Origin of the sequence: Nocardia sp. bgisy134 (assembly GCF_965341865.1) — a bacterium.
Lineage (GTDB): Bacteria > Actinomycetota > Actinomycetes > Mycobacteriales > Mycobacteriaceae > Nocardia.
The window spans coordinates 15,177-37,765 of the sequence record NZ_CBDQZP010000013.1 but is presented as its reverse complement, the minus strand read 5'-3'; the positions used below and the strand labels follow the sequence as shown (position 1 = coordinate 37,765).

Here is a 22,589-nt window from a genome sequence, read left to right as displayed (position 1 = left end):
GACCACGGTCTTGCCGAGCCAGCGACGCGCCTGGCGCTTTCTACACCATCATCTGCGAAGCCAACGGGGCCAAGCGAACGTATTCAAGCAACCGATATTGCGAGGCAGATGGTCGCGATCCAGATAGCACCAAGAAGCTGCAGCACCCTGTCGCGCAGGACGATGTCTTCAGGTGTGCCGGCAGTCCCGCTGTCGACGTCTACGGCGTACCGCAAGACCGCGAGGGTGATCGGGATCATCGATACCGCGAACCATTGCCCGGAATGCCCGTCGCGTTCGAACGCCCACAGCCCGTAGAACACGACGACGGCAGTAGCCGACATCGTCCATACAAATCGCAGGTAGGTGCCGGTGTAGCTCTCCAACGATTTGCGGATCTTGGCGCCGGTGCGTTCGGCGAGCTGGAGTTCGGCGTAGCGCTTGCCTGCCACCATGAACAGCGACGCGAACGCCATCACCAGCAGGAACCACTGAGACAGCGGGATACCGGTCGCCACGCCGCCGGCGACCGCGCGGATGAGATAGGCCGAGGAGACGATGCCGATATCGAGTACCGCCTGGTGTTTGAGGCCGAAGCAGTAACTGAGCTGGATCACGAGATAGACCGCAATCACCAGTGCGAGCGCTGGCACGGTGACCAGTGCCATAGCCAACGAAGTACCAATCAGCCCGACAGCGATCGCGTACGCCAGCGTGGGCGCGACAACGCCAGCCGCGATAGGCCGCAACCGCTTGGTCGGGTGTTGCCGGTCTGCGTCCACATCGCGTACGTCGTTGATCAGATAGATCGATGACGCCGCCAAACAGAACACGACGAATGCGATGCCGGCCTTGTAGAGGACGTCGCGGTAGTCGTAATGCACGTGGCCACCGAGCGTCGCCAACGGTGCAGCGACCACCAGCACGTTTTTGATCCATTGCCGAGGTCGCATCGCCTTGATTACACCGACCGCCAGGTTGGTGGTGCCCGCTCGTTGATCTCGCGTCGTTTGAAGGTTACTCGTCATGTTCGGTGGCCCCGCCTTCCCCTACGCTCCATAGCTCACCCGGTCAGAAGACTAACCGGCCCGCACGTGTCACGGCAGTTTGTGACGCGTTTTCACGAGACTTTGTGTTCGTCAGCGACATCAACCGCCGACCGAGGAGCATCACTCCGCCTCCCTTGCGGCGGGGCAGCGGACCCCCGACTACACCCTCGACTGTGAAGAGCCACAAATCCAGCACTCCCGTTCATGAAGGTCCGCACATCGGCATACTTAGTGGAACCGCTTGACACAAAACGCCTTACGCTGATTATGCTGCGTTTCAGCGCCAGGCGCGCCGGCTGCGCGTCAGTCATCCGTCGGGGCGACGGTGGCTTCGCCTCGTCGGCGAGCTGCGAAGGCGGCGTAGTCACGCTCCGACTGCAGAACGCAGAATTCGTTGCCCTCCGGGTCCGCAAGCACTGTCCATGATTCGATCGTCGAACCCCACTGGGCTCGGGTCGCGCCGAGCGCGAGAGCCCTGTCCACGCCTCGCGATCGTGTGGGCGCAAATCGAAATGGAGCCGATTCTTCGACGTTGGTGCCGGTTGCTGAGGAGTAAAGAGCAGCACCGGGCCACGACCGTCCGACGGGCCGATGCGGATGGAGGCGGTGAAGTTCTCCAGGCGAACGTAGCCGAGCAGTGTTCCCCAGAAGTCGACAAGTCGAGTTGGGTCTGCGGAGTCGATTGTTACGCAGTCGATCCGGGCTGTGGCGCAATCAGGTACTGGGACGTCCATAGCTGGTAGACCGTAGTGCGAACTGCAGTGTCCACCAACGGATTACATCGAGCCGCAGATCTGGTCATCGGCATTTCAGTGCGTTGGTGGATGTCGAGATAGTCTCGGCCCGTTAATCTTTGGGGTGTTTCGCGTGGCCTGTCGGACCCGCGCGTCACGCGGTAATACAGGACGTTGCTGGTTTGCGGGAGAGGGTTCGGCGAGTCGCGCCGAATGCCGACGCACAGTTCGCCGGTCGCGGGGCGGCCCGCCGACTAGAGTTTGTCGTGTGTCAGGCTGTCGCTCGATCCTCGGTGCTGGAATCGCATGAGGGCCGTCGTGTACGACCGCTACGGCGGCCCCGAGGTGCTGTCGATCGTGGAGGTCCCAGCGCCTTCCCCAGGGCCGAAACAGGTGCTCGTCCAAGTGCACGCGACGTCGATCAACCTCTCCGACTGGGAGACACTGCGGGGGACGCCGCTGTATTCGCGCATCGGCGGGCTCCGGGCACCCAGACGCCCGGTTCTCGGATCCGATATCGCCGGACGGGTCGAAGTCGTCGGCTCCGAGGTCACACTATTTGCACCGGGTGACGAGGTCTACGGCGACAATCTCATGCTCAAGGGCGGGTTCGCGGAATATGCGGTGGTTCCTGAATCGGCGCTGGCTCACAAACCGGTGTCGCTGAGCTTCGCCGAGGCGTCGACGCTGCCACAGGCGGGGGCGATCGCACTGCAGGGCACGGCCGGCATCGCAGCCGGTATGTCGGTGTTGATCAACGGAGCGGGCGGCGGTTCCGGAGCGTTTGCGATCCAGTTGGCCAAGAGTGCCGGGGCGCATGTGACCGGGGTGGACAACGCCGCCAAACTGGCGTTCATGCGCACGCTCGGCGCCGACGAGGTCATCGACTATCGCGCTGAGGACTTCACCCGAACCGGACCGTACGACCGGGTACTCGACCTCGTCGCCCACCGGTCGGTCTTCGCTTATCGCAGGTCGGTCGCGCGTGGCGGCCGGTACCGCTGCGTGGGCGGCACCACGCGCGCGTTGCTGCGGTTGACGACGGTCGGAGTGGTCGCCGGAATGGTGACCGGCCGCGGGCTCGGCGTCCTCGCGGTAAAGGAAGGGCCCGCGCACTTCACACCCCTCGCGGAGTCGTGTGTCGCGGGACGGATCGGTATCCACATCGACCGCAGTTTCCCCCTCGACGAGACCGCGAACGCGCTGGCACACGTCGGTGCGGGACGCGCCCTGGGCAAAGTGGTGGTCGAGATCCGCTGATCGGCACTACCGGATGTTCTGAGCCGCAACCGGTCTGGCCCGCCGGCTACCACGACGTGGCCGCTTCGCTCATCGCTGTAGGCGGCAGTTGAGTGTGTTCGGCGGCTGGCGCCCTGCCCTCAGGATCGCGCGGATCGCGGCATGTGCGTGCGTTCGCGAACGCTCGCCGAGCCGTATTCGTACGCGCGTGTACACCAGCATCGACCGGGCACCTATGCCCGCGAGAGTCAAGGACGGCTGCGGCCGATCCGGTCGAACAGCTCCTCGAGCGGTTCGCCGATGTCTCGGCCGAACTGGGTGAGGCCGTAGGTGACCTGGGGCGGGGTCGTCGGCTCGACCTCGCGCCAGACCAGGCCGTCCCGTACCAGCGCGCGCAGGGTTTGGGCGAGCATCTTCTCGCTGATGCCGCGGATGCTCTCGCGCAGCTCGTAGAACCGAAGGTCGTTGCCGCGCAGGGAGATCAGCACCCAGACTCCCCACCTACTGGTGATGTGGTCGAGCACATCACGCGCGGGGCAGTCGGTGTGAAACACCTCATACCGCTTGCCCGCCTCGGCCTGTGCTGGCTGCGCACCTCCCACCATGTCATGAGCTTACTCAAAGGTATGTCCTTACTAATTGTCAGCCCGGCTCCTAGCGTCATGTCCACAGTGCACATCCGACAAAGGAGCTGAACATGATTGTGGTGACCGGGGCTACCGGCAACATCGGCCGACCGTTGACGCGGGCGCTGGCCGAGGCTGGTGAACAGGTGACGGCGGTGTCACGGAACACGGTGGCCGTACCGGACGGCGTGCGGCACGTGACTGTCGACCTCGCTGAGCCGACGGGCCTCAAACCAGTACTGGCAGAGGCGAAAGCGCTGTTCCTGCTGCTGTCCGGCGACCTGCATGCCCCCGGGGCCAAGCCAGCCGGCATCATCGGACTGGCCGCCGACAGCGGCATCCGCCGGATCGTCCTGCTGTCCTCGCAGGGCGTGGTGACCAGGCCGCTCGGGACAACGCGGGTCGCCATGCGCGCGGTGGAGGACGCGGCGCGAGAGTCCGGCATGGACTGGGCCATCCTGCGCCCGGGTGGCTTCGCCTCCAACGCCTTTGCCTGGATGGAATCGGTCCGCACGCGACAGGTGGTCGCCGCGCCCTTCGGAGACATCGGGGTGCCGATCGTAGACCCGGCCGACATCGCCGAGGTCGCGGCGGCCTGCCTACTCGACGACCGGCACACCGGTGGCGTGTACGAGTTGACCGGGCCGGAGGTGATCACCCCGCGCCAGCAGGCGGAGACCATCGCCGCCACGCTCGGCTCGCCAGTGCGGTTCCACGACCTCACCCGCGAGGAGGCCAAGGCCGAGATGATCCGTTTCGTACCAGCTGAACTCGCTGATGACACCCTGGACATCATCGGCTCACCGAGCCCCTCCGAACTGCGGATCAGCCCGCACGTGCAGCAGGTCCTCGGTCGTGCCCCGCGCCCGTTCGCGGACTGGGTCGCTCGCAATATCGCCGCGTTCCGCTGAGACGCAACCGCAGTCGCATGGTTCGGCACTGGTAGGCATGTCCGGCGATGTCGGATCATGCTGTGGCCGAGTTGGATTCGTGAGCCCCCTTCGGACACACTGCGGCCCACCCTCGTTGGCATGTACATTCTGCCGCCTCGCCACATGTGGGCTCGCCCCAGCCGGGCGGATCAATGGTCTCGTCCGCCAATACCTTCCCCGCACCGTCGACATGCGCGACTACACCCAAACCGACCTCGATGCCATCGCCGACGAACTCAACCAACGACCTCGACAAACCCTCGGCTTCAAGACACCATCAGAAGCACTCAACCAAGCGTTGCGATGACCGCCTGAACCCGCAGGCAGAAGCGGACGTTCATGACCGCGCGCACAGCGGCATTTCCAGACGTTGGACTTCCATCGAGTCCCGCAACAGCCCGGCGCATGGAACCGGCTTATCCGCCGGAGTGGCCGTCGCTTCTAGACGACGGTCTCGCGCGGGCCCGGTCATGGTTGTCGGTGGCTCGTGGCAGTGTCAGCCGCTGTGACTGCTTCAGCTGATGACGACGCCTGGTTTCATGATCATGGACTGGTTTCCGACCTTGATCGCGATCAACGAACCGGGGGCGTCGTGAACACCACGACCGGTGGCCTGGGGTGGATGTACGACGCGGATCTGCCGCTGGTCAGCCTCACCTTCGCGCGTCAGATCAACGCCCGAGAGCTATTGGAGCGGATGGGCGTCGACCAAAACACCGTGCCGATACGCGGGCTGACTTCCACCACGAGCTGGGCAACCTTCTCTACGTACACGGCGGATATGTGGTCACCGCAGGGCATTACCGAAGCTGGGCATGGGCGTGGGCGCACGGTAGTTGGAAAGGTATCCAAGACCGAGGACTGGTGCTGCGCGCCTCGATCGAAACCGCGGCACTGGAGCTGCACGCCACCGGGAAACCGGGAGTGGTGTTCCAGTACGCCGAGGACGGCCGCCTCATCACCGGACTCGACAGCACGGACGTTTCGCACGGACAGGCAGCGACTCTCACCGCTTCGACACCGAGATGCAGGCCCTCGGCGCCCGACCCGAAGAACACGAATACGGCCCCTTGGGGTCCCGCGGAATGTTCTACAGGCTTGCAGAGAACCTCGGCGTCGGGGTGCCTCGGTAGTACCTCGACGACCGTCCCGTCCTCAGCGGCCGGCTCCTGCCCCCAGCCTCGTGGTAGCTGTTGAAATGGCGGTGGTCAGGGGGACTTGTGACGTCTGATGAGTTGCGCGGCGAATGCCGCGATCTGGTGGCGGTGCGTTCGCCCGACGGACGCATCCAGCGCTGGCCGGTGACAGCGAGAGCCCTTGAAACAGGTCGGTGGCGAGTCACGTTGACCGATGGGGCGGGCGGGGAATGGGTCGCTGATAGCGACGATGTGTTCGATGGGTTCGCGGCGGTGCGAAAACTCCCGGAGCGCAGTGGTTTTCGATTTTTGGTTGTCGGCGCACGGCCGGAGTATTGGCCGACCCCGATGAGCAGTCAGATGGGTGGTGGGTTCGAGTTGTGGGCCCGCTACCGGTGCGGCCTTCGTAACGTTTTTCGTACTGCAATCGCAGGTGTGTCGCGAGGTCGCGGCTACCGGTACATATTTTCGCCTGCGCCCGCGTCGAAGGTTTCGACTGTCGAGCAACAGCACGCCTACCGCGAGCAGTGGCTGGTCTGGAGTCGGCTGAAGTGACATGACATTGGCATGAGCGCGCGTGCCTCCGAGGCGCCGGGCCAAGCTGTCCTGGCGCGCGATATGCGGCATTACCGAGCGTCCGGGCTGCTACCTATGGGTTTGGTATCGGCCGTCGGCGGCTGCGGTGAGTCGGCGGGCCAGGGCGCGTACGGCGTCGTTGAGTGTGTCGGGGTGCTCGATGATGAACGGTCGGTTCAGGCCGGCGAGGAGGGCGGGAATCCAGTCGAGTTGTTCGGCGCGGATTCGGATCCGGACCCACGGGTTGGTGTCAGCGGGCTGCGAGTCGATCTCATGCACGGTCGCGATCGTCGCAGGGAGCAGCGGGCGGACCTGGGTGAGCGTGCCCTGGACTCGGATCGATACCTCGTGCCGATAGGGCGCGTTGGCCAATGCGGACAGCAGATGAGCGGCTGGCTCGAATCCGGTGGGCGGAGCGAACGTTCCGGGCTGTGTGCTCACCGCGGTGATGCGGTCCAGCCGGAACTGGCGTAGTTCGTCGCTGTTGCTGTCCATCCCTGTCAGATACCACCGGCCGGAGTGGTCGACGAGCCCGTAGGGGTGCACGGTCCGTTGGCTGGACCGCCCGTTTCGGTCGGTGTACCCGATTGCGACCGGTCGGTGCTCGCGGGTGGCCTCGGCGAGCCGGAGCAGGACGGCGGTCTCGACAGCCACTTCCGGGCGCGCGTCGGCGGTGAATTCGACGGTGTTGATCAGTGCGTCCAGCCAGGCCGTCAGACGTGGGGGTAGGACACGGCGGAGTTTGGCCGTCGCGCTGTCGGCTGCGCGGGCGGCCGCTGTCGGCCGGTCGGCGCCGCGGCTGGTGAGGAGCCCGAGTAACACGGCCACCGCCTCGTCGTCGGTCAGCATCAGCGGTGGCATTCGGTATCCGGGAGCGAGCCGGTATCCCCCGTAGCGGCCCCGCACCGATCGGACCGGGATATCCAGGTCGGTGAGATGTGTGACGTATCGCCTGACGGTGCGTTCATCGACGCCGAGCCGTCCGGCGAGTTCGCCGACGGTATGAGTACCGCCGGTCTGCAACAGCTCGAGCAGGGCCAGCACTCGGGCGGTGGGGCGCGTCATCGGGAAATTCTCGCATCCATACCGGGCGGAAACTGTCCGGTATCGGCTCTACCGTGGCGTGCGGCGGTGGAACCTCCGCCTCATCCGACAGCAGGAGCACACAATGAAGCTCGTCTCGATCCGTCTGATCACTGACGACATCCAGCGGCTGGTCAGTTTCTATCAGCACGTGGCCGGCGTCGAAGCAAACTGGGCTACACCGGATTTCGCCGAAATCGTCACACCGGCCGGCACCCTCGCGATCGGAAGCACCCGCACCGTGGCGCTGTTCGCTGCGGGCAGCGCGCACCCAGCCGACAATCACACCGCGATCATCGAATTCCTGGTCCCCGACGTCGATGCCGATTATCGGCGGTTGCGAGATACGGTCGAGGATTTCGTCAACGAGCCCACGACGATGCCGTGGGGGAACCGGTCGTTGCTGTTTCGCGATCCCGACGGCAACCTGATCAACCTCTTCACCCCGGTCACCGCGCAGGCCGCCGCGAAGTTCGCCGGTTGATATCCGCTCATCGGCTACTTAACCCTGGTGCCAGGGCCTGATCCCGGCCAGGATCGGCTCCAGGTGCCCGGCGGGAGCGCTCTCTCAGCGGCTGCCCGCCGTCAAGATTGGTGTGACTCACTAATTGGCTTGCCTCCCACCGGGTGCCGTGCCGGAGTGGCTCGAAAGGGGACTGCCCCACGCTCGAACTAGCAATGCCCTCCCCGGCACGGACACCACAGGTCCGCAGACCACGGGAGGCCACAGCGATGACCGTCATCATCGGAATGGATCCACACAAACGCTCTGCCACCGTCGAAGCCATCGACCCCACCGGTCGTGTCCTGGCCACCGGCCGATACGCCACCGACACCGCCGGATATCAGCAAATGCTCACCGCTGCAGAACGATTCACCGATCGGATCTGGGCAGTCGAGGGCTGCAACGGCATCGGCCGCCACCTCGCCCACCGCCTGGTCCACGACGGGGAACTCGTCATCGACGTTCCCGCCGAACTCTCCGCGCAAGTGCGAGTCTTCGCCACCGGCAACGGCCGCAAGACCGACACCGTCGACGCGCACTCGGTCGCCTTCGCCGCACTCCACGACGACGAGATGGAATGGATGAGGATCCAGCGGAGGTTGGCGTTGCCGGAGCGGCAGTCGGGATGGCGGCCGACGTCATCCAAAGAGGCCGCGGCCACGATCTCGTTGCTCCCGGCGCACTGGGCCTCGTACGACGCACGCGCGCGGCCGGGAGTGCGCCCCATCGCTTCGAGGGAACGGATGCGCACCACCGGCCGTGGTTCAGGCCCGGGTGTAGCCGCCGTCGGCGAAGAGTTCGGCGCCGGTGACGAACGACGAGGCGTCCGAAGCCAGGAAGAGGGCGGCCGCGGCGATTTCCTCGGCGTCGGCCAGCCGCCCCAGTGGCACGACGGCCTCGGCGAACCGGTCGACGTCCGGCCCCGCGGCGCCCAGCAGGCCAGGGGTCCGCGTGGGTCCCGGGCTGAGCACGTTGACCCGGAATCGGCGCTCCCGCGACTGCCGGGCCCAGTTGTGCACGAGGTTGCTCACCGCCGCCTTCGAGGCGCTGTAGACCTCGAGTTGCTCATTGGGCCGCACGCTGTTGCTCGAGCCGACGACCAGGATGGAGGCGTTCTCCGCCAGCAGCGGAAGCGCCTTCTGAACGGTGAATAGTGGGCCCTTGACGTTGACGGCGAGCGTCAGGTCGACGTTCGCCTCGGTGTGGGCGCCGAGCTCGGCGTCCGCGACGATTCCCGCGTTGGCCACCAGCACGTCGATGCGTCCGGCCTCCTCGCGGACTCGCGCGTAGAGCGCGTCCAGGTCGGCCAGGACCGAGACGTCGGATCGTACGCCGGTGGCCGCAGGGCCCATCTCTTTGACTGCCGCTTCGAGGCGGTCGATGTCCCGGCCGGTCACGAAGACCCGTGCGCCCTCCCGGACGAAGCGGTGGGCGATGGCCAGCCCGATCCCGCTGGTCCCTCCGGTGATCACGGCCACCTTCTCCTGCAGCACGCCTGGCATGTCGAACCCCTTCAGTTGTGGAATGGATCGTCCATAACATAGGCAGTAATGGACGATCGAGTCAAGAATGGATAGGCTGAGACCATGGCGAGACCACGCGCATTCGACGAACGCCAAGTCCTGGAGCGGGCCCGGGAACAGTTCTGGGCGACGGGCTATGCAGGAACCCGGATGGACGACATCGCCCAGGCGACCGGCCTGGGCAAGGGCAGCCTGTACGGCGCATTCGGCGACAAGGGCAAGCTGTTCCACCGTGTGTTCGGCGACTGGTGCACCGCAGTCGTTGAGGTGGCCGAAGCGCGGCTGGCAGGTGGCCCGGACGCAGAGGCCTTGGCCCGGCTGTCGGGATACGTGCACCTAATGGCGGAGAACACCGCCTCCGACACCAAGCGCCGCGGGTGCCTGTTGGCCAAGGGCGCGGCGGAACTGGCCCAGCATGATCCGACGGTCGCCGGACGGTCGGCCGAGACCATGACGGCACTGCTGACCCTGCTGCGGACGGAGATCAGCGCCGCCCAGCGCCACGGCGACATCGATGGCGCTGCGGATCCGGAGCGGTTGGCGGCACTGCTGCTGACGGTGGTCCGAGGTATCGAGGCGGTAGGCAAGGCCGGCCTGGACGCGGAGACGCTGCGGAACATTGCCAACACCGCACTGGCGGTCCTGCCCATGCCCGAGGGGCAGAAACGCCTCGCAACCGGGCGCAGTCCGGCCCGCGAGAACTAACTTGGCGCCATCACGGCCACACGATCCGCCGGACAGTGTGTTCGATCCGGAAAGAGTTGAGAGTGTCCGGACAATTCCGGGTTCCTGAACGCTGGCTTGTCCAGAAAGGCATGAGAGTGACCAGGTAAGCCGGTCGTCAACAATCATCTTTTTCCGGATCCAGCATCAGGAACCCGCGGCCCTTACCAGCTGCACCGCTTCGGTAGGAGGTCGTCACGTTCGCTGCGTCGGCAGGTGTCAACGCGCCGTCTGAGCCTGTCCTCTCATCGCACTGGTCAACGCGGTCCGTGCCAGATCGCGTAGCCAGATGTGTGCGGGGTCGGTGTCATAGCGCTGATGCCATGACAGGTACGCCGGGGCCGGCGGCAGGTCGAACGGGAGCGGGAGCAGGACCAGGCCGAGATCTGCGGCGGCCGAACGCGCCGTGGATTCGGGGGCTGTGACGAGGAGGTCGGAGCCTCGCACGAACTCGAACGCGGCTCGTTCGGTGGGCGCGGTCGCCACCACACGTCGGGTGAGGTCGAGCCGCGCGAGAGCGTCATCGATGATGTTGCCGAGCCTTCCGCGCCGCGAGACGGTGATGTGCTCGGCCGCGGCGTACCGCGCGGCGGTGACGGTCTCGACATGGGTGAGCGGATGCCCCCGCCGTACGACGATGACGTGCTGGGTCTCGGCCACCATATCGGCGCGAATCTCGGGTGCGGTCGGGCGGTCCGCGTTCGCGGCGAGGTCGACCTCGCCGCGCCGCAACTCGGGGGTATCGATGCTCGATTCCGCGATGAAGCGCAGACGCACGCCCGGCGCCTGCTCGCGCACGGCTGTGAGAAGGGCGGGGCCGCTGAGGGCGACCAGTGCGTCGTGCCAGCGCAGCGTGAAGGTGCGCTCGAGCGTCGCGAGGTCGAGTTCACGGCTTGGCGCCAGCACGCTCTGGACCTGCCGCAGCAGGTCGTGCACCTGTTCCCGGACGGCGAGCGCGTAGGGCGTCGGGGTCATCGTGCGCCCTGTGCGCACCAGGATCTGATCCCCCGTCGTGCGCCGGATTCGGCCGAGGCTTCGGCTCATCGCGGGGGCGGTGACGTGCAGGCGGTCGGCCGCGCCGGCCACGCTGCCTTCCTCCAGGAGAGCGTCGAGCGCGGCGAGCAGATTCAAATCCAATTGCATGAGAGTCATCCTATCCGTGCTTTACATGCACTTGAAGTTAATGATTCTCCCTCCTACCTTTGAGATGCGGGCGCAAAAGACCATGGTTCTCGCCCGGTTGACCCCATCACCCCTGCCCAGATCGGAGTACTGCCATGCCCGAGTCGATTCGGACCACCGGTGTTGCCGCAGCCACCGGCTCCGCCTCCGACGCCGACCTGCTCGCACAGACCGCGATCGCCGTACGCACGGCGGGTTCGGCACTGCGGGAGCGCTTCGGCGACGTGGTCCAGTACCAGACCCGCGAAGAGCTGATGCGCGCGCTCGCCGCCAACGACAACACGGTTCTCGACATCCTGCGCCCCCGCCTCGAAGTCCTGCGCCCGGACGCCCGCTGGGTGGAGGAGGAGCTGGATGGCGGCGCTCTGCCTGCCGGCGAATGGTGGGTCGTGGATCCGGCCGAAGGCAACGTCAACCACCTGCACGCCCTGCCGGAGTGGGCGGTGACCGCCACCCTCGTGCGCGATAACCAGCCGGTGCTCACCGCGGTCCACCTGCCGCTGACCGGCGAGACCTACACCGCGCTCGCCGGCGCCGGCGCCCACCTCGACGGCCGGCCGCTGCACGTGTCGGGCACCACGGACCTCGGGCTGAGCATCGTGGCCACGAGCCAGGCCAGGCCGGACGAGGACGAGAAGGTCGTCCGGCGCGTCGGCTCCTCGATCACCGAGATGCTCCTCGACGCGCTCGTGGTGCGGACAGCCGTGCCCGCCACCCTGCACCTGCTGAACGTGGCCGCCGGCCGGATCGACGCCTTCTGGCAGTTCGCCGGAGCCCGCGCGGACTTGCTTCCCGGGGCGCTGCTCGTCGCCGAGGCCGGCGGACGGATCTCCACCGCCGAGGGCCGCCCATGGACCCCGGAGAGCGACAGCTTCCTGGCAGCGGCGCCCGGCGTGCACGCCGATGCGGTAGCCACGCTCTCCCGCTGACCACCGACCAGAACAGAAAACCTCAGGAGGACCAGTTCACCATGAGCAAGATCACCATCCTCGGCAGCGGCCGCGTCGGCAGCGGCCTGGCCACCGCCCTCACCCGGGCCGGGCACGAAGTGACCGTGGCGGACCGCTCACCGGGCGCTGCCGCCGACGCTGCCCGGACAGCGCAGATCGTCATCAACGCCACGCCGGGCGCCAGCTCGCTGGAGCGGCTCGCCGCGCTGCGCGAGGAACTGCGCGGCAAGATCCTCGTAGACGTCTCCAACGCCACCGTCGACGGACCGGACGGACTCCCCGCCGACCTGCTCTACCCCGGCTCGAGCCTCGCCGAGCAACTCCAGGAGTCGCTCCCCGAGACGCACGTCGTCAAGACGCTCAACACGATGCTTCACTCGGTGATGACCGCGCCCACCGCGCTCACCCAGACGCCAACCGCGTTCCTCTCCGGCAAGGACCCGGAGGCCAAGCAGGTCGTCCGAGGGATTCTCGCTGACCTCGGCTGGCACCAGGAGTGGATCACGGACCTCGGCGGGATCGAGACCGCGCGGGCTGCCGAGGCCGCGATCTTGTTCGTACCGCACGTGATCCGATCCAGCGGATTCGCGCCCTTCGCGATCTCGATCGCTCGCTGACCCGCACAGAGTGCGCCTCCTGCCTACAGCTTCGTCGATGGTGCCACCACCGTCGGCGACGGTGCGACCGAGTGCTCGCCCACTCGGTCAGCGGCGCATGCGCCCGGCTGAAGTAGACGTGCAACGCCGCCTCCGCCCGAGGCCGCGCCCGATCCTCTCCTTCGTGCAGCACCAGCAGTCAGGCCCGGACATCGTCACGGAATCCCGTTGGGAGAGTGGAGGTTCGGCGGTCGGTTTCTGGCCCTTCAGGAATCGAGAAAGTCGACGAGCAGCGGCACCAGCGTCGCCGGACGGTCGAGGGGGATGATGTGACCGCAGTCCTCGATCAAGTGCCCGGTCAAGGTGTCGGCGACCGGACGGAGTTGGTTTTCGAGTGTGGTTCCGACCGGGTGGGATCCGATGGCCATCGTCGGCACGGTGAGCCGGGCGATGTCGACGGCCCGCCGGATCTGCTCAGCGCTGGTGGGCATCGCCCGATAGTAGGAGAAAGCGCACCGCAGGGAATCAGTGCCGGTGTAGGCGGCGACGAAGGCATCGCGGGTTTGTGCGGGGATGCCGCGGCCCTGGGTTCCGGTCGTCAGAAACCAGTCGAGGTAATCGGATTCGTTTCCGGCAAGGACTTTTTCGGCAAGACCCGGCACCGCGTGAAAACCGAACCACCAGGGCGGCCCACCGGCTAGAAAGGTTTCGGCACCGGGCAGCGTGCCCAGCAGCGATTCCATGAGCACCAGCCGGTTGACTCGTTCGGGCCGCCGCATCGCCAGTAGGAACGCGGGCGGAGCACCGGCATCGATCGCGACGACGGAGGCGCTGGTTTCACCCAGGGCGTCGAGCAGCCCCTCGGCGTCGGTGGCAAGCGTGCCCGCGTCGTAGCCGTCGGGTGCTCGTGTGCTGGCGCCGAGGCCGCGCAGGTCCGGCGCGATCACCCGGTGTCGTCGGACAAGTGGGCCCATCACCTCGCGCCATAGCTGCCAGGTGTGTGGAAAGCCGTGCAGCAGCAGGACTGCCGGTCCGGTGCCGGCGATCGCCACGTTCGCTTCGATCCCGTTGGTTGCCACCATCCGCACTGTGAGATCTGGCAGTTCGTGAGACATTCGATCCTCCGCTAGCCGGTTACCAATAGTTACTAGCTGACCGTAGGTAACCTGAAGTAGCCTGCCAAGACGGCACTTTTGATACAGGTGGTGAGCTCCGGGTGACTACCCGAACCAGCACAGGCCAGCGCGGGGATCTGTTCGCTCCGGGCTGCCCGACCCGTCGGCTTCTGGATCGGCTCGGCACCAAATGGGTGTCCATGGTGGTGAAGCTGCTCGCCGAGGCCGCACCCGGCGAGGTGCGCTTCGCCGAACTGCAGCGTCGGATGCCCGGCGTATCGCAGAAGATGCTGTCGGTGACTCTGCAAAGCCTGTCCCGCGACGGGCTGGTCGCCCGCCGCGTCGAACCCACCGTTCCCCCGCGCGTTCACTATCGCCTTACCGATCTCGGGCTCTCCCTGGAAAATCCGCTGGCCGCGCTGCGGGCGTGGGCGGAGGAGCACATGGTCGAGATCGACGCCGCCCCAAAACCTGAGGACCACGCATGACCCTCAGGTCGATCCCGGCGATAGCCACGAAGATTCCCACGGTGGGTGGCGGCGTTACGTGGCCGTCAGCGGGTCGAAGACGAGACGGCGCACCGCTGGATGCCGGGTCAACCGGGCGCCGGCCCGGCCGCCCGGTGCCAACGCGACCGCGCACTGGAGCCGTTGCAGCGTGGTCGTGCGGCGAGCATGCCGCGCCGCCAACGCCGGTAATGCCTCAGCGAAAGTCCTTCGGCTGCAAGCATTGTTGTCACAGAACAAACGTCTCACACGCAGCCTGATCACCACTTCACGACCGGTGATCTCGGTATCGGACAACCGTCGCTCGTAGCGACTGTGAACTCGTCGCGCCGACACCTCGCAACCCGGACAGGCCGCCGGCTCATCTCGGGTGCTCGCCTCGATGCGCACCGAAGTCCCTGTCGCACTCAGGGTCTCGATCCTCAGAGTGGACAGGTGCGGCAGCAGGACCGCAAACGGTCCGAGATCAGCATTTTGGAGCGTCACCGACAGGGCGGTGGTGAGCCGCCAAGACGTTCACCGATGATCGCGATCGGGTGATGGTTCTCATGGCCCCTTCGAGGTGCTCGTGGCGGGGAAAACGCTGAATGTCGCTGGCGCTCAGGCGTAGTGGCTTGGGCTGTCCGGATGCGGGTTCGTGCGCCTTTGCTGGCGGGCGGTCAGTGTTCCTGGCGGCCGAACCAGCGGGTCGCGGCTTGTTGGAACGCTTCGGGATCGGGGCCATGGTCGTCCGCCCAGGCCACGATGCCGTCGGGCCGGATCAGTACGGCGCCGAGACCGAGGTTGTCGTGTACCGGGCCGGCCGCGTAATGGATCCGGCCTTGCCAACCCTGGGCTGCGTCCCGGAGTGCGTGGTCGGTGCTGAAGTCGAGCGCGACGCCGTGTCCTTGCTGTAGGAGGTCACCGAGGCGAGTGTCGTCGTCGAAGCAAAAGTCCGGGGCGGTGTGGCCGGCGAGGGGCTGTCGGCTGCCCAGGCCATAGCGGTAGGCCAGTCCCGATGTTTCCCGATACACGTGGGTGGTTCCGTCTGGGGTGCTCATCAGGTCGCGGACCAGCCGCTGCAGGGCGACTGCATTGGGGCCCGGTTGCATGGTTGCGACCTGGGCCCGGGACCAGTCGAGAACAGATGCGCCGATGGGGTGGCGCTCGCTGGTGTAGGTGTCGAGCAGTCCGTCGGGCGCGTAGCCGTGCACGGTTGCCGCGAGCTTCCACCCGAGATTCATCGCGTCGCCGATGCCGAGGTTGAGCCCTTGGCCGCCGAGTGGGGAGTGGATGTGGGCGGCGTCGCCGGCGAGCAGGACGCGGCCGTTGCGGTAGGTCGTGACCTGCATGGCGCGGTCGGTGAAGCTGGAGGCGAGGTGGACCTCGGTCAGTGTCACCTCGGTGCCGGAGACCCGGCGCAGGACCGCTTGGAGGTGTTCGCGGGTCAGCGGCTGTGAGCGGTCGAACGTGCCGCCGTCGAAGTCCATCATGCCCAGGTGTCCTTCGAAGGGCGTGCGCAGGTACATACCGGTCGGTGTCAGGTTGAACCCGAGGCGCAACTGTTGCGGGTCGGCGAAGGTGACTCGTGCGACGTAGCCGGTGAACAGCGGCTCGGTGCCGACGAACTCGAAGCCCGCGAGCCGGCGTACCGCGCTGCGACCGCCGTCGCATCCTACGAGCCATCGCGCCCGGTACTCGTGCCCGCCCGCCGTCGCGACAACGGCGCCGTCGTCCTGGGCCACGGCTGCGACGGGAACACCCCGGACGATCTGCGCACCGAGCGCGGCGGCCCGCTCCGCCAGCACCGTCGTGACCGCCTCGAGGCTGGTCATAATCGGTTCCATCGCCGGACTGGGCAGCCGGTGCGGGAGGGCGTCGGTTTCGATGTTGGTCGCGTCGAGCGTTATTCCCGCGAAGTGGCTCACGTTCCGGGGAGGTGGGGTCTGGTCGGCATCGGGGACGGCGCCGACCGCTGCCGCATCGACACCGGACGCTTTCAGCAGTGCGTCCAGCATGCCGCGACGGTAGAACGCTTCGACGGAACCGGGGGTCAACCCACGCAGCCCGAGTGGGAGTGTTTTCAACGGCGAGTCCCGGTCCGGGTTCTGCTCGAGTACCAGGACAGCACAACCGGCCACCGCGAGTTCGCCGGCCAAGAACAGTCCGATCGGGCCGGCGCCCGCGATTATGACGTCATGCATGAAGAAATTCCCCTCTGATTGTCGCTGACCCGATCGGATTCGACGGGTCAGCGCAGGTTGGTGATGCCGTCGAGGACGACGGCGATGCCGGTGAGGAACTGTTCGCGGTCATCGTGCTCACGCATCTGGCCGGCGATCACGTGCATGAACGGGTAGTCGTCGGGATCGAGTTCCCGCCACGCGGTCGACACCGCGCCGAGGAACTCGCCGCGGTCGGCCTGGGGGTCGACACCCGAGGTATCACCGTCCATACGGGCGTTCTGGCCGAGAGCACCGAGGATGTAGTGCACCAGCGTCGAAGTCGCGTCGAACCACGCGGCTTGCGGCACACCCAGTGCCCCCACCTGCCGGCCGAACCGCTCGAAGATCCCCACCGTCACCGGGCCGCATGGATTGCGGGTGATCTGCAGGGCCAAGCGCGTGGCAAGCCACTGATGTTCGGCGATCGCGTCGAACAGGCCCAGCGCCACGGCGCGGATCTCGTCCCCCGCAGTGGTCCGGGCCCCGGCGGGCTCGGTGTCGAGCACAGTGCCGATGACTGTTTCGGTCGCGGCATCCAGCAGCTCGTCTCGGGCGCCTACCTGGTAGTAGATCGCCCCGGTTCCGGTGGCCAGGCGCTCGGTCAGCGCCCGGACCGTCAGCGCGCTCTCGCCGCCGCCGTCGAGCAGCTCAATAGCGGTAGCGATGATCTGCTCGCGGGAGAGCACCTGGTTGCGCCGCTGTGCCCGGCGCGCTCGTGTGGCCATGGCCCGATTCTGCCAGCATTTTTGGATCATCGCACTAATTTGGATCAATGAACCAATTGAGGTATGTTTTCCACATGTCAGATACCCACTCCGGGGTCACCGCACGGGTCGCTGCGGCGTCACCGAAGCATCCCGGACCCCTGGTCATGCTTGTGCGAGTGCATGCGCGGCCGGATCAGATCGACGTAGCGCGACGGGCGCTGGAGAAGATCGCCGGTCCAACTCGCGCCAACCCCGACTGCCTGGAATTCCGTATCTTCCAGGACCGAGACGATCCGCAGTCGTTCACTCTTCTGGAACACTGGGTCAGCCTCGAGGCCAATATCGAACACGGCAAACGTGACTACATGGCCGAGTACATCGCCACGAAGGACCTGATCTTCGACGCATTCCGCGGCGAGTTCGTCCAGGAGATCTGCCCACCGGGTACTGGTTCCTTTGCCGAACCGCAATGAAACGCGACCGCGACTCGATCACATCGGTCCGAGGCCAGAGCGCCCGTGACATCATCAATGATCAAGCGCCCGAGCGCATCCCGAACGGGTCAATCACGAAAATTGAGCCAGATCCAGTATCCCAGTCGACATCGGCTGGTGTCACTCCGCTCCGGGCCATTTCCACGTGGAAGAATTCCTCGTCAGCCTGTTCGTCGACGGGCAGGTCTTTACCGCGTCTCTGCATCAATCGCAGAAACCGCACCACGCGATCCGAGCGTTCAGCTCGGTCATGATCGTCATCTTCGACAACGCCAGTAGCCCAGGGTGTTCCGTTTGAGCGTTCAGCCCGCCGGGATCGCCGTCCATCCGACCGCTCTCGATCGATCTCACCAGCCGTGGCATCAACCATGTGACCAGCCAGATCCCGCCAAGATCTTGACCCAAGGCAGATTGGTGGTTGATGTCAAGGTGACAGGAGCATCATGAAGTCGTTGACGTGGACGCCTACCCACGTGGTATTCGAGGACCGGAACCATCATTCGAAATGGAAAGCCGCGCAGTCGCCGGTGCATGTCCTGTTCGACGACATCGAGCGAGTGGACCTGATTCCGTTTGGATCGTCGAGGTCGTTGTGGTGGTGCCGGCTCATCATTCGAGGAAGGCAGATCCCGCCCGACCCTATGAATGACTTGTACTCGTTCACCTACGACGCCCGCCGCGATGCCAGCTGCGCCAGCTCCTCGCGACGCAGTCCGGGAACCCGGCGCTGCCGCCCGTAGGAGGTGAGTCCGAACTTCTCCGGGCGGAGGCGGGCGCGGCGCGATCGGAGAAACTCACCCAGTTCGGCGCGTCGGTCGAAGTTCATGTGTCCCATCATTTCTCGACTCGGGTGGATGTCTCGTCATGGCGTGCCTAGGCAGAGCCGGGCACTGCCTGACCCGGCGCGAATCGGCAAAGGTCGAATCCGCCGGAACGGTTCCGGCTTCACGGATTCGCACGAGCGCATCACTCATGACTGTCACGCTTGGCCGTACCGGCAGGGACATCACCCGATTGGGCTTCGGTTCGTGGGCCGTTTCGGGCTCGGGCTGGACCTTCAGCTGGGGTGCCACGGATGACGCCGAGTCGGTCGCCGCGATCCGCCACGCGCTCGACGTGGGCGTCAAGTGGATCGACACCGCCGCGGTGTACGGCCTCGGCCATTCGGAGGAACTGGTCGGCAAGGCCATCGCAGGCCTGCCGCAAGCCGACCGCCCCTACATTGTCACCAAGGCCCGGCCTGGTCTGGGACCCGGAGAACCCGTCGGCCGTGCCTACGGCGCCGGAAGCCCTGATCGAGCCGACGCGGGCCGATCAGGCGAGGCAGGTGCGCAGCGGGACGTTGAGCTCGGCCGAGGTCAGCGAGCCGTGGTGGCCGACCATGGCCGATTGGAGCGGTTCGGCCCCGGTCCGGATGACGCCGCGCGGTCCGAGCGCCGCGACGACGAGATCGCCGATCCGCTCGGCCACCACGGGCCCGACGGTAGGCCCGAACCAGCCGCGTTCGATCACCTCGGCGCGCGGCAGCACCGCGAAGTCGGGGCCGAGCGTCTCCCGCCATGCCGCAGCGACGTCGTCCACGGCGCCCTCGACGGTGTAGACGTGTCGGGCCCGCGGTTCGCCACCGAGCTGGTGGACGCCGGCGCGCAGCGCGTCGACGGCGTCGAAGTCCACGGTTCCGGTCAGCTCCACCATGCCGTGATCGGCGGTCACCAGCAGCGCCGCGCCGGGCGGCAGGTGTTCGGCGATGGTGGCGGCCAAGCGGTCCACGTGTGCGAGCTCCAGCCGCCACGCGTCGGAGGACGGACCGCGCACATGGCCGGTGGTGTCCAGATCGCCGTGATAGGCGTAGGCGAGCGAGCGGTCGCCCGTGCGCAACGCCTCGGCGACGCCGTCGACCATGTCGCCGAACGACAGGCTCGGGCGGAACGCGCAGCCGCGCAACACGGCCCTGGTCAGCCCGGAGCCCGCCTGGTACATGGGGGCGACCTGCGAGACGCTGATCCCGGCACGGGCGGCGCGTTCGAATACCGTTGCGGTGGGCTGGAACTGCTCGGGCACCAGCTCGCGCAGCAGATCCACCTTCGGGCCCTCGCCGTGCAATCGCCAGCGCAGTGCGTTCACCAACCGGTCGTAGCCGGGCACGTTGATCAGATAGCCGACGATGCCGTGCTCACCCGGCGGGACCCCGACGCCGAGGGAGCTCAGGCTGGTCGCGGTCGTGCTCGGGAACCCCGCCGCCAGCTCGGCCGAGGCGAGGCTCGACAGGAACGGCGCCTCCTCCGAGTGAGCGGCGAGAGCTTCCGCGCCGAGCCCGTCCACCAGCAGGACACAGACCCGGCGCGCGGACAGTCCGAGGCCGAGCCGATCGTCTTCGCCGGGGACGCCCAGACAGGCCAGGACAGAGGGAAACAAGTCGGCCAGGGAACCCGAGCCGTAGCGTGGCGCGTCGAACACGTGGTCAGAATGTCAAGATCGGCGCCGCCACGGCAAGGGTTTCAGGCTTGTCCGGTCTCGAATCGGCTGATCTTTCCGTCGCGCACGGTGAAACGCCACGCGGTGCGCATCGATCCCCAGCGCGAGTTCGTGTAGTCGGCGAGCAATTCGACGCCGCCGTCGGTCACCGATTCGATCTGCATCCGGCCGTTGCTGGCGAAGACCTCCGAATCGGTCCACTGCTCGACATCGCGTTCCACGCCGTCATCGGACATGGTCGCGTCCTCGGTGAGCACCGAGTGGAAGCGGTCGCGATCGTTGGCGTTGAGCGCGTCGACGAACTGCTGAACGATCGGGTCGAGCTGTTGCTGTACGGACATCCGGTCATCCCTCTCGAATCACGGTAATCGGGTCGAGCAGTGACGGAACAGCAAACATCTGGCGCCCACTCTAGGTCAGAAATGCGGCGCGCCGCGTCAAGACCCGGGCGCGAGGAGCGAGGACACCGTGCGCATCACGTCCTCGACCAGTTCGGGCGCGGTGGTGCCGAGCTGAACGGCCCGCTTCTCCAGCTGACCGTCCAACCACAGCGAGGCGAGCCCGTGGCCGATGCCCCACCAGGTGATGCCGAGAATATCCGCCTTGTCGGCAGGCAGCAGACCGGCCGCAACGCACTCGCCGATGGCGTCGGCCAGGATCGCGAAGGCGGCGTCGCCCGCCACGATGGCGTCGGGGTGCTTCTCCGGCTGGGAGAGCTCCGGCCGGAACATCAGCCGGAAGTAGCCGGGTTGCTCGCGCGAGAAGCGGACGTAGGCGCCCGCCAGCGCGGCGAGGGTGTCCAGCGGCGAGCCGGTCGCGGCGGCTCGCGCGGCGGCGAGTTCGGCGCCGAGCAGCTCGAATCCCTTGGTGGACAGCGTCGCGAGCAGTGCGGCCCGATCCGCGAAATGATGGTACGGCGCGCCGGTGCTGACGCCGGCCTCCCTGGCAACCCGGCGCAGGCTCACCGCCGCGATGCCTTCGGTTTCGATCAGGCGCAGGCAGGCGGCGATCAGCTCATCACGCAGTGCGCCGTGGTGGTAACTGGTCCGCTTCACCATCCGAGCGTATGCGACCGGGGCTGGACAACCTATCTATGCGGTGCTTAGATAATCTGAGCGGCGCTTAGATTCCGGCCGCGCCCCTCTTCCCCTGACAGGTGGAACACATGAGCAAGCAGGTACTCGTCACCGGCGCAACGGGATTCATCGCCGGGCACGTCATCGCCGACCTTCTCGAGCACGGCTACCATGTCCGCGCCACCGTGCGCGACTTGGCGAACACCGGCAAGCGCGCGCACCTCACCGAGCTCGCGCGGCGCCTCGGCGCGGACCTCGAGTTCGTCGCCGCCGACCTGGGCCGCGACGCCGGGTGGGCCGAGGCCGTCGCGGACTGCGCGTACGTGGTGCACGTGGCCTCGCCGTTCCCGTCGTACATTCCCGACGACGAGAACGAACTCGTCGAACCGGCCGTCCAGGGCACGCTGCGGGTGCTGCGCGCGGCCGCCGCCGAGCCGGGCGTGCGACGGGTGGTGCTGACCTCCTCGGTCGCCGCGATCGCCTACGGCCACGACACCGACGCCGTGCGTACGGAGGCGGATTGGTCGGTGGTCGGCCGGATTCCGCCCTACCAGAAGAGCAAGACGCTGGCCGAGCGAGCGGCGTGGGAGTTCGTCGGCGGCCTGCCCGCCGAGCGTGGACTCGAGCTGGCCGCGGTGAACCCGGGTATGGTGCTCGGCCCGCTACAGAGCCCCGTCACCAGCACCTCGCACGAACCGATTCGGCGGCTGATGGCGCGGGATGTGCCCGGCTCGATGCGCACCGGCTGGACCCCGGTCGACGTGCGTGACCTCGCCGTGGCGCATCGGCTGGCGATGGAGCTGCCGCAGGCGGCGGGCAATCGGTACATCTGCGCGTCCGATGCGGTGTGGATGGCCGAGCTGGCCCAGATCCTGGCCGACGAATACAACCCGCGCGGCCTGCGGGTGCCCACCCGCGTGCTGCCCGACTGGCTGATCCGGCTCGTCGCGCGATTCGACAAGGGCGTTCGGCTGGCGCTTCCGGTGCTCGGCCGCACCGAGATGGTCAGCGCGAACAAGGCGCGCACGGAGCTCGGCTGGACCATGCGTCCCGTCCGGGAGACCGTGCTCGACACCGCGGAGAGCCTGCTCGCCTTCGGCGTCGTGCACGCGCCGGGTGTCCGCACCCGCCCGGCCGCGCCGCGTCCGGCGTCGAACGTGCTCGGCGCCTAGGGGTTCG

The 22,589-nt window shown here is 66.9% G+C and carries 24 protein-coding genes and 4 pseudogenes; 13 read left to right on the top strand and 15 right to left on the bottom strand.

What is annotated here, in order from left to right:
- Positions 1–83: 83 nt before the first annotated feature.
- Both ACRWNM_RS22595 and ACRWNM_RS22590 read right to left on the bottom strand, forming a co-directional pair.
- Complete coding sequence (locus tag ACRWNM_RS22595) at positions 84–1,007, bottom strand: decaprenyl-phosphate phosphoribosyltransferase (RefSeq protein WP_431970058.1); 924 nt, start codon at positions 1,005–1,007, stop codon at positions 84–86.
- A 324-nt stretch (positions 1,008–1,331) separates the two neighbouring features.
- Positions 1,332–1,762, bottom strand: a pseudogene (locus ACRWNM_RS22590) (VOC family protein).
- 306 nt (positions 1,763–2,068) lie between these two features.
- Here ACRWNM_RS22590 and ACRWNM_RS22585 point away from each other — a divergent pair.
- Positions 2,069–3,022, top strand: coding sequence for an NAD(P)-dependent alcohol dehydrogenase (locus ACRWNM_RS22585; protein WP_431970057.1), 954 nt, complete (start codon positions 2,069–2,071; stop codon positions 3,020–3,022).
- Between the two features lie 227 nt (positions 3,023–3,249).
- Here the strand turns inward: ACRWNM_RS22585 and ACRWNM_RS22580 are convergent, their stop codons facing one another.
- Positions 3,250–3,606 (bottom strand): winged helix-turn-helix transcriptional regulator, encoded by a 357-nt coding sequence (locus ACRWNM_RS22580; protein ID WP_431970056.1) that lies wholly within the window; start codon positions 3,604–3,606, stop codon positions 3,250–3,252.
- Positions 3,607–3,698: 92 nt separating this feature from the next.
- Here ACRWNM_RS22580 and ACRWNM_RS22575 point away from each other — a divergent pair, with 92 nt between their 5' ends.
- A complete protein-coding gene (locus tag ACRWNM_RS22575) occupies positions 3,699–4,538 on the top strand; it encodes an SDR family oxidoreductase (RefSeq protein ID WP_431970055.1) in 840 nt (279 codons plus the stop codon).
- 1,241 nt (positions 4,539–5,779) lie between these two features.
- Positions 5,780–6,250 (top strand): hypothetical protein, encoded by a 471-nt coding sequence (locus tag ACRWNM_RS22570; protein WP_431970054.1) that lies wholly within the window; start codon positions 5,780–5,782, stop codon positions 6,248–6,250.
- Between the two features lie 90 nt (positions 6,251–6,340).
- On the opposite strand, the gene ACRWNM_RS22565 is transcribed toward ACRWNM_RS22570, so the two are convergent.
- A complete protein-coding gene (locus ACRWNM_RS22565) occupies positions 6,341–7,336 on the bottom strand; it encodes a helix-turn-helix transcriptional regulator (protein WP_431970053.1) in 996 nt (331 codons plus the stop codon).
- 103 nt (positions 7,337–7,439) lie between these two features.
- Here ACRWNM_RS22565 and ACRWNM_RS22560 point away from each other — a divergent pair, with 103 nt between their 5' ends.
- Both ACRWNM_RS22560 and ACRWNM_RS22555 read left to right on the top strand, forming a co-directional pair.
- On the top strand, positions 7,440–7,838 hold the full coding sequence (locus tag ACRWNM_RS22560) for a VOC family protein (protein ID WP_431970218.1): 399 nt from the start codon (positions 7,440–7,442) through the stop codon (positions 7,836–7,838).
- A gap of 194 nt (positions 7,839–8,032) precedes the next feature.
- A pseudogene (locus ACRWNM_RS22555) lies at positions 8,033–8,377 on the top strand (IS110 family transposase); the annotation flags it as partial.
- Positions 8,378–8,439: 62 nt separating this feature from the next.
- On the opposite strand, the pseudogene ACRWNM_RS22550 reads toward ACRWNM_RS22555, so the two are convergent.
- Positions 8,440–8,586: pseudogene (locus tag ACRWNM_RS22550) on the bottom strand (hypothetical protein); the annotation flags it as partial.
- A 37-nt stretch (positions 8,587–8,623) separates the two neighbouring features.
- A complete protein-coding gene (locus ACRWNM_RS22545) occupies positions 8,624–9,361 on the bottom strand; it encodes an SDR family NAD(P)-dependent oxidoreductase (RefSeq protein WP_431970052.1) in 738 nt (245 codons plus the stop codon).
- Positions 9,362–9,445: 84 nt separating this feature from the next.
- Here ACRWNM_RS22545 and ACRWNM_RS22540 point away from each other — a divergent pair, with 84 nt between their 5' ends.
- On the top strand, positions 9,446–10,087 hold the full coding sequence (locus ACRWNM_RS22540) for a TetR/AcrR family transcriptional regulator (protein WP_431970051.1): 642 nt from the start codon (positions 9,446–9,448) through the stop codon (positions 10,085–10,087).
- A gap of 237 nt (positions 10,088–10,324) precedes the next feature.
- On the opposite strand, the gene ACRWNM_RS22535 is transcribed toward ACRWNM_RS22540, so the two are convergent.
- Complete coding sequence (locus ACRWNM_RS22535; protein ID WP_431970050.1) at positions 10,325–11,248, bottom strand: LysR family transcriptional regulator; 924 nt, start codon at positions 11,246–11,248, stop codon at positions 10,325–10,327.
- Between the two features lie 134 nt (positions 11,249–11,382).
- Between ACRWNM_RS22535 and ACRWNM_RS22530 the strand changes: the two genes are divergently transcribed.
- Positions 11,383–12,216 (top strand): inositol monophosphatase family protein, encoded by an 834-nt coding sequence (locus tag ACRWNM_RS22530; protein ID WP_431970049.1) that lies wholly within the window; start codon positions 11,383–11,385, stop codon positions 12,214–12,216.
- A 41-nt stretch (positions 12,217–12,257) separates the two neighbouring features.
- Complete coding sequence (locus tag ACRWNM_RS22525; protein WP_431970048.1) at positions 12,258–12,854, top strand: NADPH-dependent F420 reductase; 597 nt, start codon at positions 12,258–12,260, stop codon at positions 12,852–12,854.
- 245 nt (positions 12,855–13,099) lie between these two features.
- On the opposite strand, the gene ACRWNM_RS22520 is transcribed toward ACRWNM_RS22525, so the two are convergent.
- Complete coding sequence (locus ACRWNM_RS22520; RefSeq protein ID WP_431970217.1) at positions 13,100–13,915, bottom strand: alpha/beta fold hydrolase; 816 nt, start codon at positions 13,913–13,915, stop codon at positions 13,100–13,102.
- A gap of 134 nt (positions 13,916–14,049) precedes the next feature.
- Between ACRWNM_RS22520 and ACRWNM_RS22515 the strand changes: the two genes are divergently transcribed.
- The gene (locus ACRWNM_RS22515) at positions 14,050–14,436 is read left to right on the top strand and encodes a winged helix-turn-helix transcriptional regulator (RefSeq protein ID WP_431970047.1); all 387 of its coding nucleotides are present in this window, start codon (positions 14,050–14,052) and stop codon (positions 14,434–14,436) included.
- Positions 14,437–14,490: 54 nt separating this feature from the next.
- Here ACRWNM_RS22515 and ACRWNM_RS22510 read toward each other — a convergent pair whose 3' ends face one another.
- The 3 genes from ACRWNM_RS22510 to ACRWNM_RS22500 all read right to left on the bottom strand — a co-directional run bounded on the left by ACRWNM_RS22510 (position 14,491) and on the right by ACRWNM_RS22500 (position 17,383).
- Positions 14,491–14,844 carry a transposase family protein gene (locus ACRWNM_RS22510; protein WP_431970216.1) on the bottom strand — a complete coding sequence of 118 codons (354 nt, stop codon included), beginning with the start codon at positions 14,842–14,844 and terminating at the stop codon, positions 14,491–14,493.
- 269 nt (positions 14,845–15,113) lie between these two features.
- Positions 15,114–16,637 carry an FAD-dependent oxidoreductase gene (locus tag ACRWNM_RS22505; RefSeq protein ID WP_431970046.1) on the bottom strand — a complete coding sequence of 508 codons (1,524 nt, stop codon included), beginning with the start codon at positions 16,635–16,637 and terminating at the stop codon, positions 15,114–15,116.
- Positions 16,638–16,684: 47 nt separating this feature from the next.
- Entirely contained in the window at positions 16,685–17,383 is a 699-nt protein-coding gene (locus ACRWNM_RS22500; protein ID WP_431970045.1) for a TetR/AcrR family transcriptional regulator, read from the bottom strand.
- A gap of 47 nt (positions 17,384–17,430) precedes the next feature.
- Between ACRWNM_RS22500 and ACRWNM_RS22495 the strand changes: the two genes are divergently transcribed.
- Both ACRWNM_RS22495 and ACRWNM_RS22490 read left to right on the top strand, forming a co-directional pair.
- Positions 17,431–17,838: a putative quinol monooxygenase gene (locus ACRWNM_RS22495; RefSeq protein WP_431970044.1), complete on the top strand. Its 408-nt coding sequence runs from the start codon at positions 17,431–17,433 to the stop codon at positions 17,836–17,838.
- Positions 17,839–18,004: 166 nt separating this feature from the next.
- Entirely contained in the window at positions 18,005–18,157 is a 153-nt protein-coding gene (locus ACRWNM_RS22490) for a hypothetical protein (RefSeq protein WP_431970043.1), read from the top strand.
- Between the two features lie 366 nt (positions 18,158–18,523).
- Here ACRWNM_RS22490 and ACRWNM_RS22485 read toward each other — a convergent pair whose 3' ends face one another.
- Complete coding sequence (locus ACRWNM_RS22485) at positions 18,524–18,685, bottom strand: hypothetical protein (RefSeq protein ID WP_431970042.1); 162 nt, start codon at positions 18,683–18,685, stop codon at positions 18,524–18,526.
- Positions 18,686–18,723: 38 nt separating this feature from the next.
- Between ACRWNM_RS22485 and ACRWNM_RS22480 the strand changes: the two are divergent.
- Positions 18,724–19,086 (top strand): annotated as a pseudogene (locus ACRWNM_RS22480) (aldo/keto reductase); the annotation flags it as partial.
- A gap of 87 nt (positions 19,087–19,173) precedes the next feature.
- On the opposite strand, the gene ACRWNM_RS22475 reads toward ACRWNM_RS22480, so the two are convergent.
- The 3 genes from ACRWNM_RS22475 to ACRWNM_RS22465 form a co-directional block, all read right to left on the bottom strand.
- A complete protein-coding gene (locus tag ACRWNM_RS22475) occupies positions 19,174–20,316 on the bottom strand; it encodes an alkaline phosphatase family protein (protein WP_431970041.1) in 1,143 nt (380 codons plus the stop codon).
- A 41-nt stretch (positions 20,317–20,357) separates the two neighbouring features.
- Entirely contained in the window at positions 20,358–20,675 is a 318-nt protein-coding gene (locus tag ACRWNM_RS22470; protein WP_431970040.1) for a nuclear transport factor 2 family protein, read from the bottom strand.
- A 96-nt stretch (positions 20,676–20,771) separates the two neighbouring features.
- A complete protein-coding gene (locus ACRWNM_RS22465) occupies positions 20,772–21,392 on the bottom strand; it encodes a TetR/AcrR family transcriptional regulator (RefSeq protein ID WP_431970039.1) in 621 nt (206 codons plus the stop codon).
- A gap of 107 nt (positions 21,393–21,499) precedes the next feature.
- Here ACRWNM_RS22465 and ACRWNM_RS22460 point away from each other — a divergent pair, with 107 nt between their 5' ends.
- Complete coding sequence (locus tag ACRWNM_RS22460; RefSeq protein WP_431970038.1) at positions 21,500–22,582, top strand: SDR family oxidoreductase; 1,083 nt, start codon at positions 21,500–21,502, stop codon at positions 22,580–22,582.
- Positions 22,583–22,589: the final 7 nt, after the last annotated feature.

Excerpts from the sequence above, each read along its gene's own strand:
- ACRWNM_RS22460 (WP_431970038.1), top strand. The coding sequence starts at position 21,500 with ATGAGCAAGCAGGTACTCGTCACCGGCGCAACGGGATTCATCGCCGGG.
- ACRWNM_RS22565 (WP_431970053.1), bottom strand. The coding sequence starts at position 7,336 with ATGACGCGCCCCACCGCCCGAGTGCTGGCCCTGCTCGAGCTGTTGCAG.
- ACRWNM_RS22560 (WP_431970218.1), top strand. The coding sequence starts at position 7,440 with ATGAAGCTCGTCTCGATCCGTCTGATCACTGACGACATCCAGCGGCTG.
- ACRWNM_RS22545 (WP_431970052.1), bottom strand. The coding sequence starts at position 9,361 with ATGCCAGGCGTGCTGCAGGAGAAGGTGGCCGTGATCACCGGAGGGACC.
- ACRWNM_RS22595 (WP_431970058.1), bottom strand. The coding sequence starts at position 1,007 with ATGACGAGTAACCTTCAAACGACGCGAGATCAACGAGCGGGCACCACC.
- ACRWNM_RS22585 (WP_431970057.1), top strand. The coding sequence starts at position 2,069 with ATGAGGGCCGTCGTGTACGACCGCTACGGCGGCCCCGAGGTGCTGTCG.
- ACRWNM_RS22530 (WP_431970049.1), top strand. The coding sequence starts at position 11,383 with ATGCCCGAGTCGATTCGGACCACCGGTGTTGCCGCAGCCACCGGCTCC.
- ACRWNM_RS22575 (WP_431970055.1), top strand. The coding sequence starts at position 3,699 with ATGATTGTGGTGACCGGGGCTACCGGCAACATCGGCCGACCGTTGACG.
- ACRWNM_RS22505 (WP_431970046.1), bottom strand. The coding sequence starts at position 16,637 with ATGCATGACGTCATAATCGCGGGCGCCGGCCCGATCGGACTGTTCTTG.
- ACRWNM_RS22495 (WP_431970044.1), top strand. The coding sequence starts at position 17,431 with ATGAACCAATTGAGGTATGTTTTCCACATGTCAGATACCCACTCCGGG.
- ACRWNM_RS22525 (WP_431970048.1), top strand. The coding sequence starts at position 12,258 with ATGAGCAAGATCACCATCCTCGGCAGCGGCCGCGTCGGCAGCGGCCTG.
- ACRWNM_RS22580 (WP_431970056.1), bottom strand. The coding sequence starts at position 3,606 with ATGGTGGGAGGTGCGCAGCCAGCACAGGCCGAGGCGGGCAAGCGGTAT.
- ACRWNM_RS22540 (WP_431970051.1), top strand. The coding sequence starts at position 9,446 with ATGGCGAGACCACGCGCATTCGACGAACGCCAAGTCCTGGAGCGGGCC.
- ACRWNM_RS22470 (WP_431970040.1), bottom strand. The coding sequence starts at position 20,675 with ATGTCCGTACAGCAACAGCTCGACCCGATCGTTCAGCAGTTCGTCGAC.
- ACRWNM_RS22485 (WP_431970042.1), bottom strand. The coding sequence starts at position 18,685 with ATGAACTTCGACCGACGCGCCGAACTGGGTGAGTTTCTCCGATCGCGC.
- ACRWNM_RS22500 (WP_431970045.1), bottom strand. The coding sequence starts at position 17,383 with ATGGCCACACGAGCGCGCCGGGCACAGCGGCGCAACCAGGTGCTCTCC.
- ACRWNM_RS22465 (WP_431970039.1), bottom strand. The coding sequence starts at position 21,392 with ATGGTGAAGCGGACCAGTTACCACCACGGCGCACTGCGTGATGAGCTG.
- ACRWNM_RS22535 (WP_431970050.1), bottom strand. The coding sequence starts at position 11,248 with ATGCAATTGGATTTGAATCTGCTCGCCGCGCTCGACGCTCTCCTGGAG.
- ACRWNM_RS22520 (WP_431970217.1), bottom strand. The coding sequence starts at position 13,915 with ATGGTGGCAACCAACGGGATCGAAGCGAACGTGGCGATCGCCGGCACC.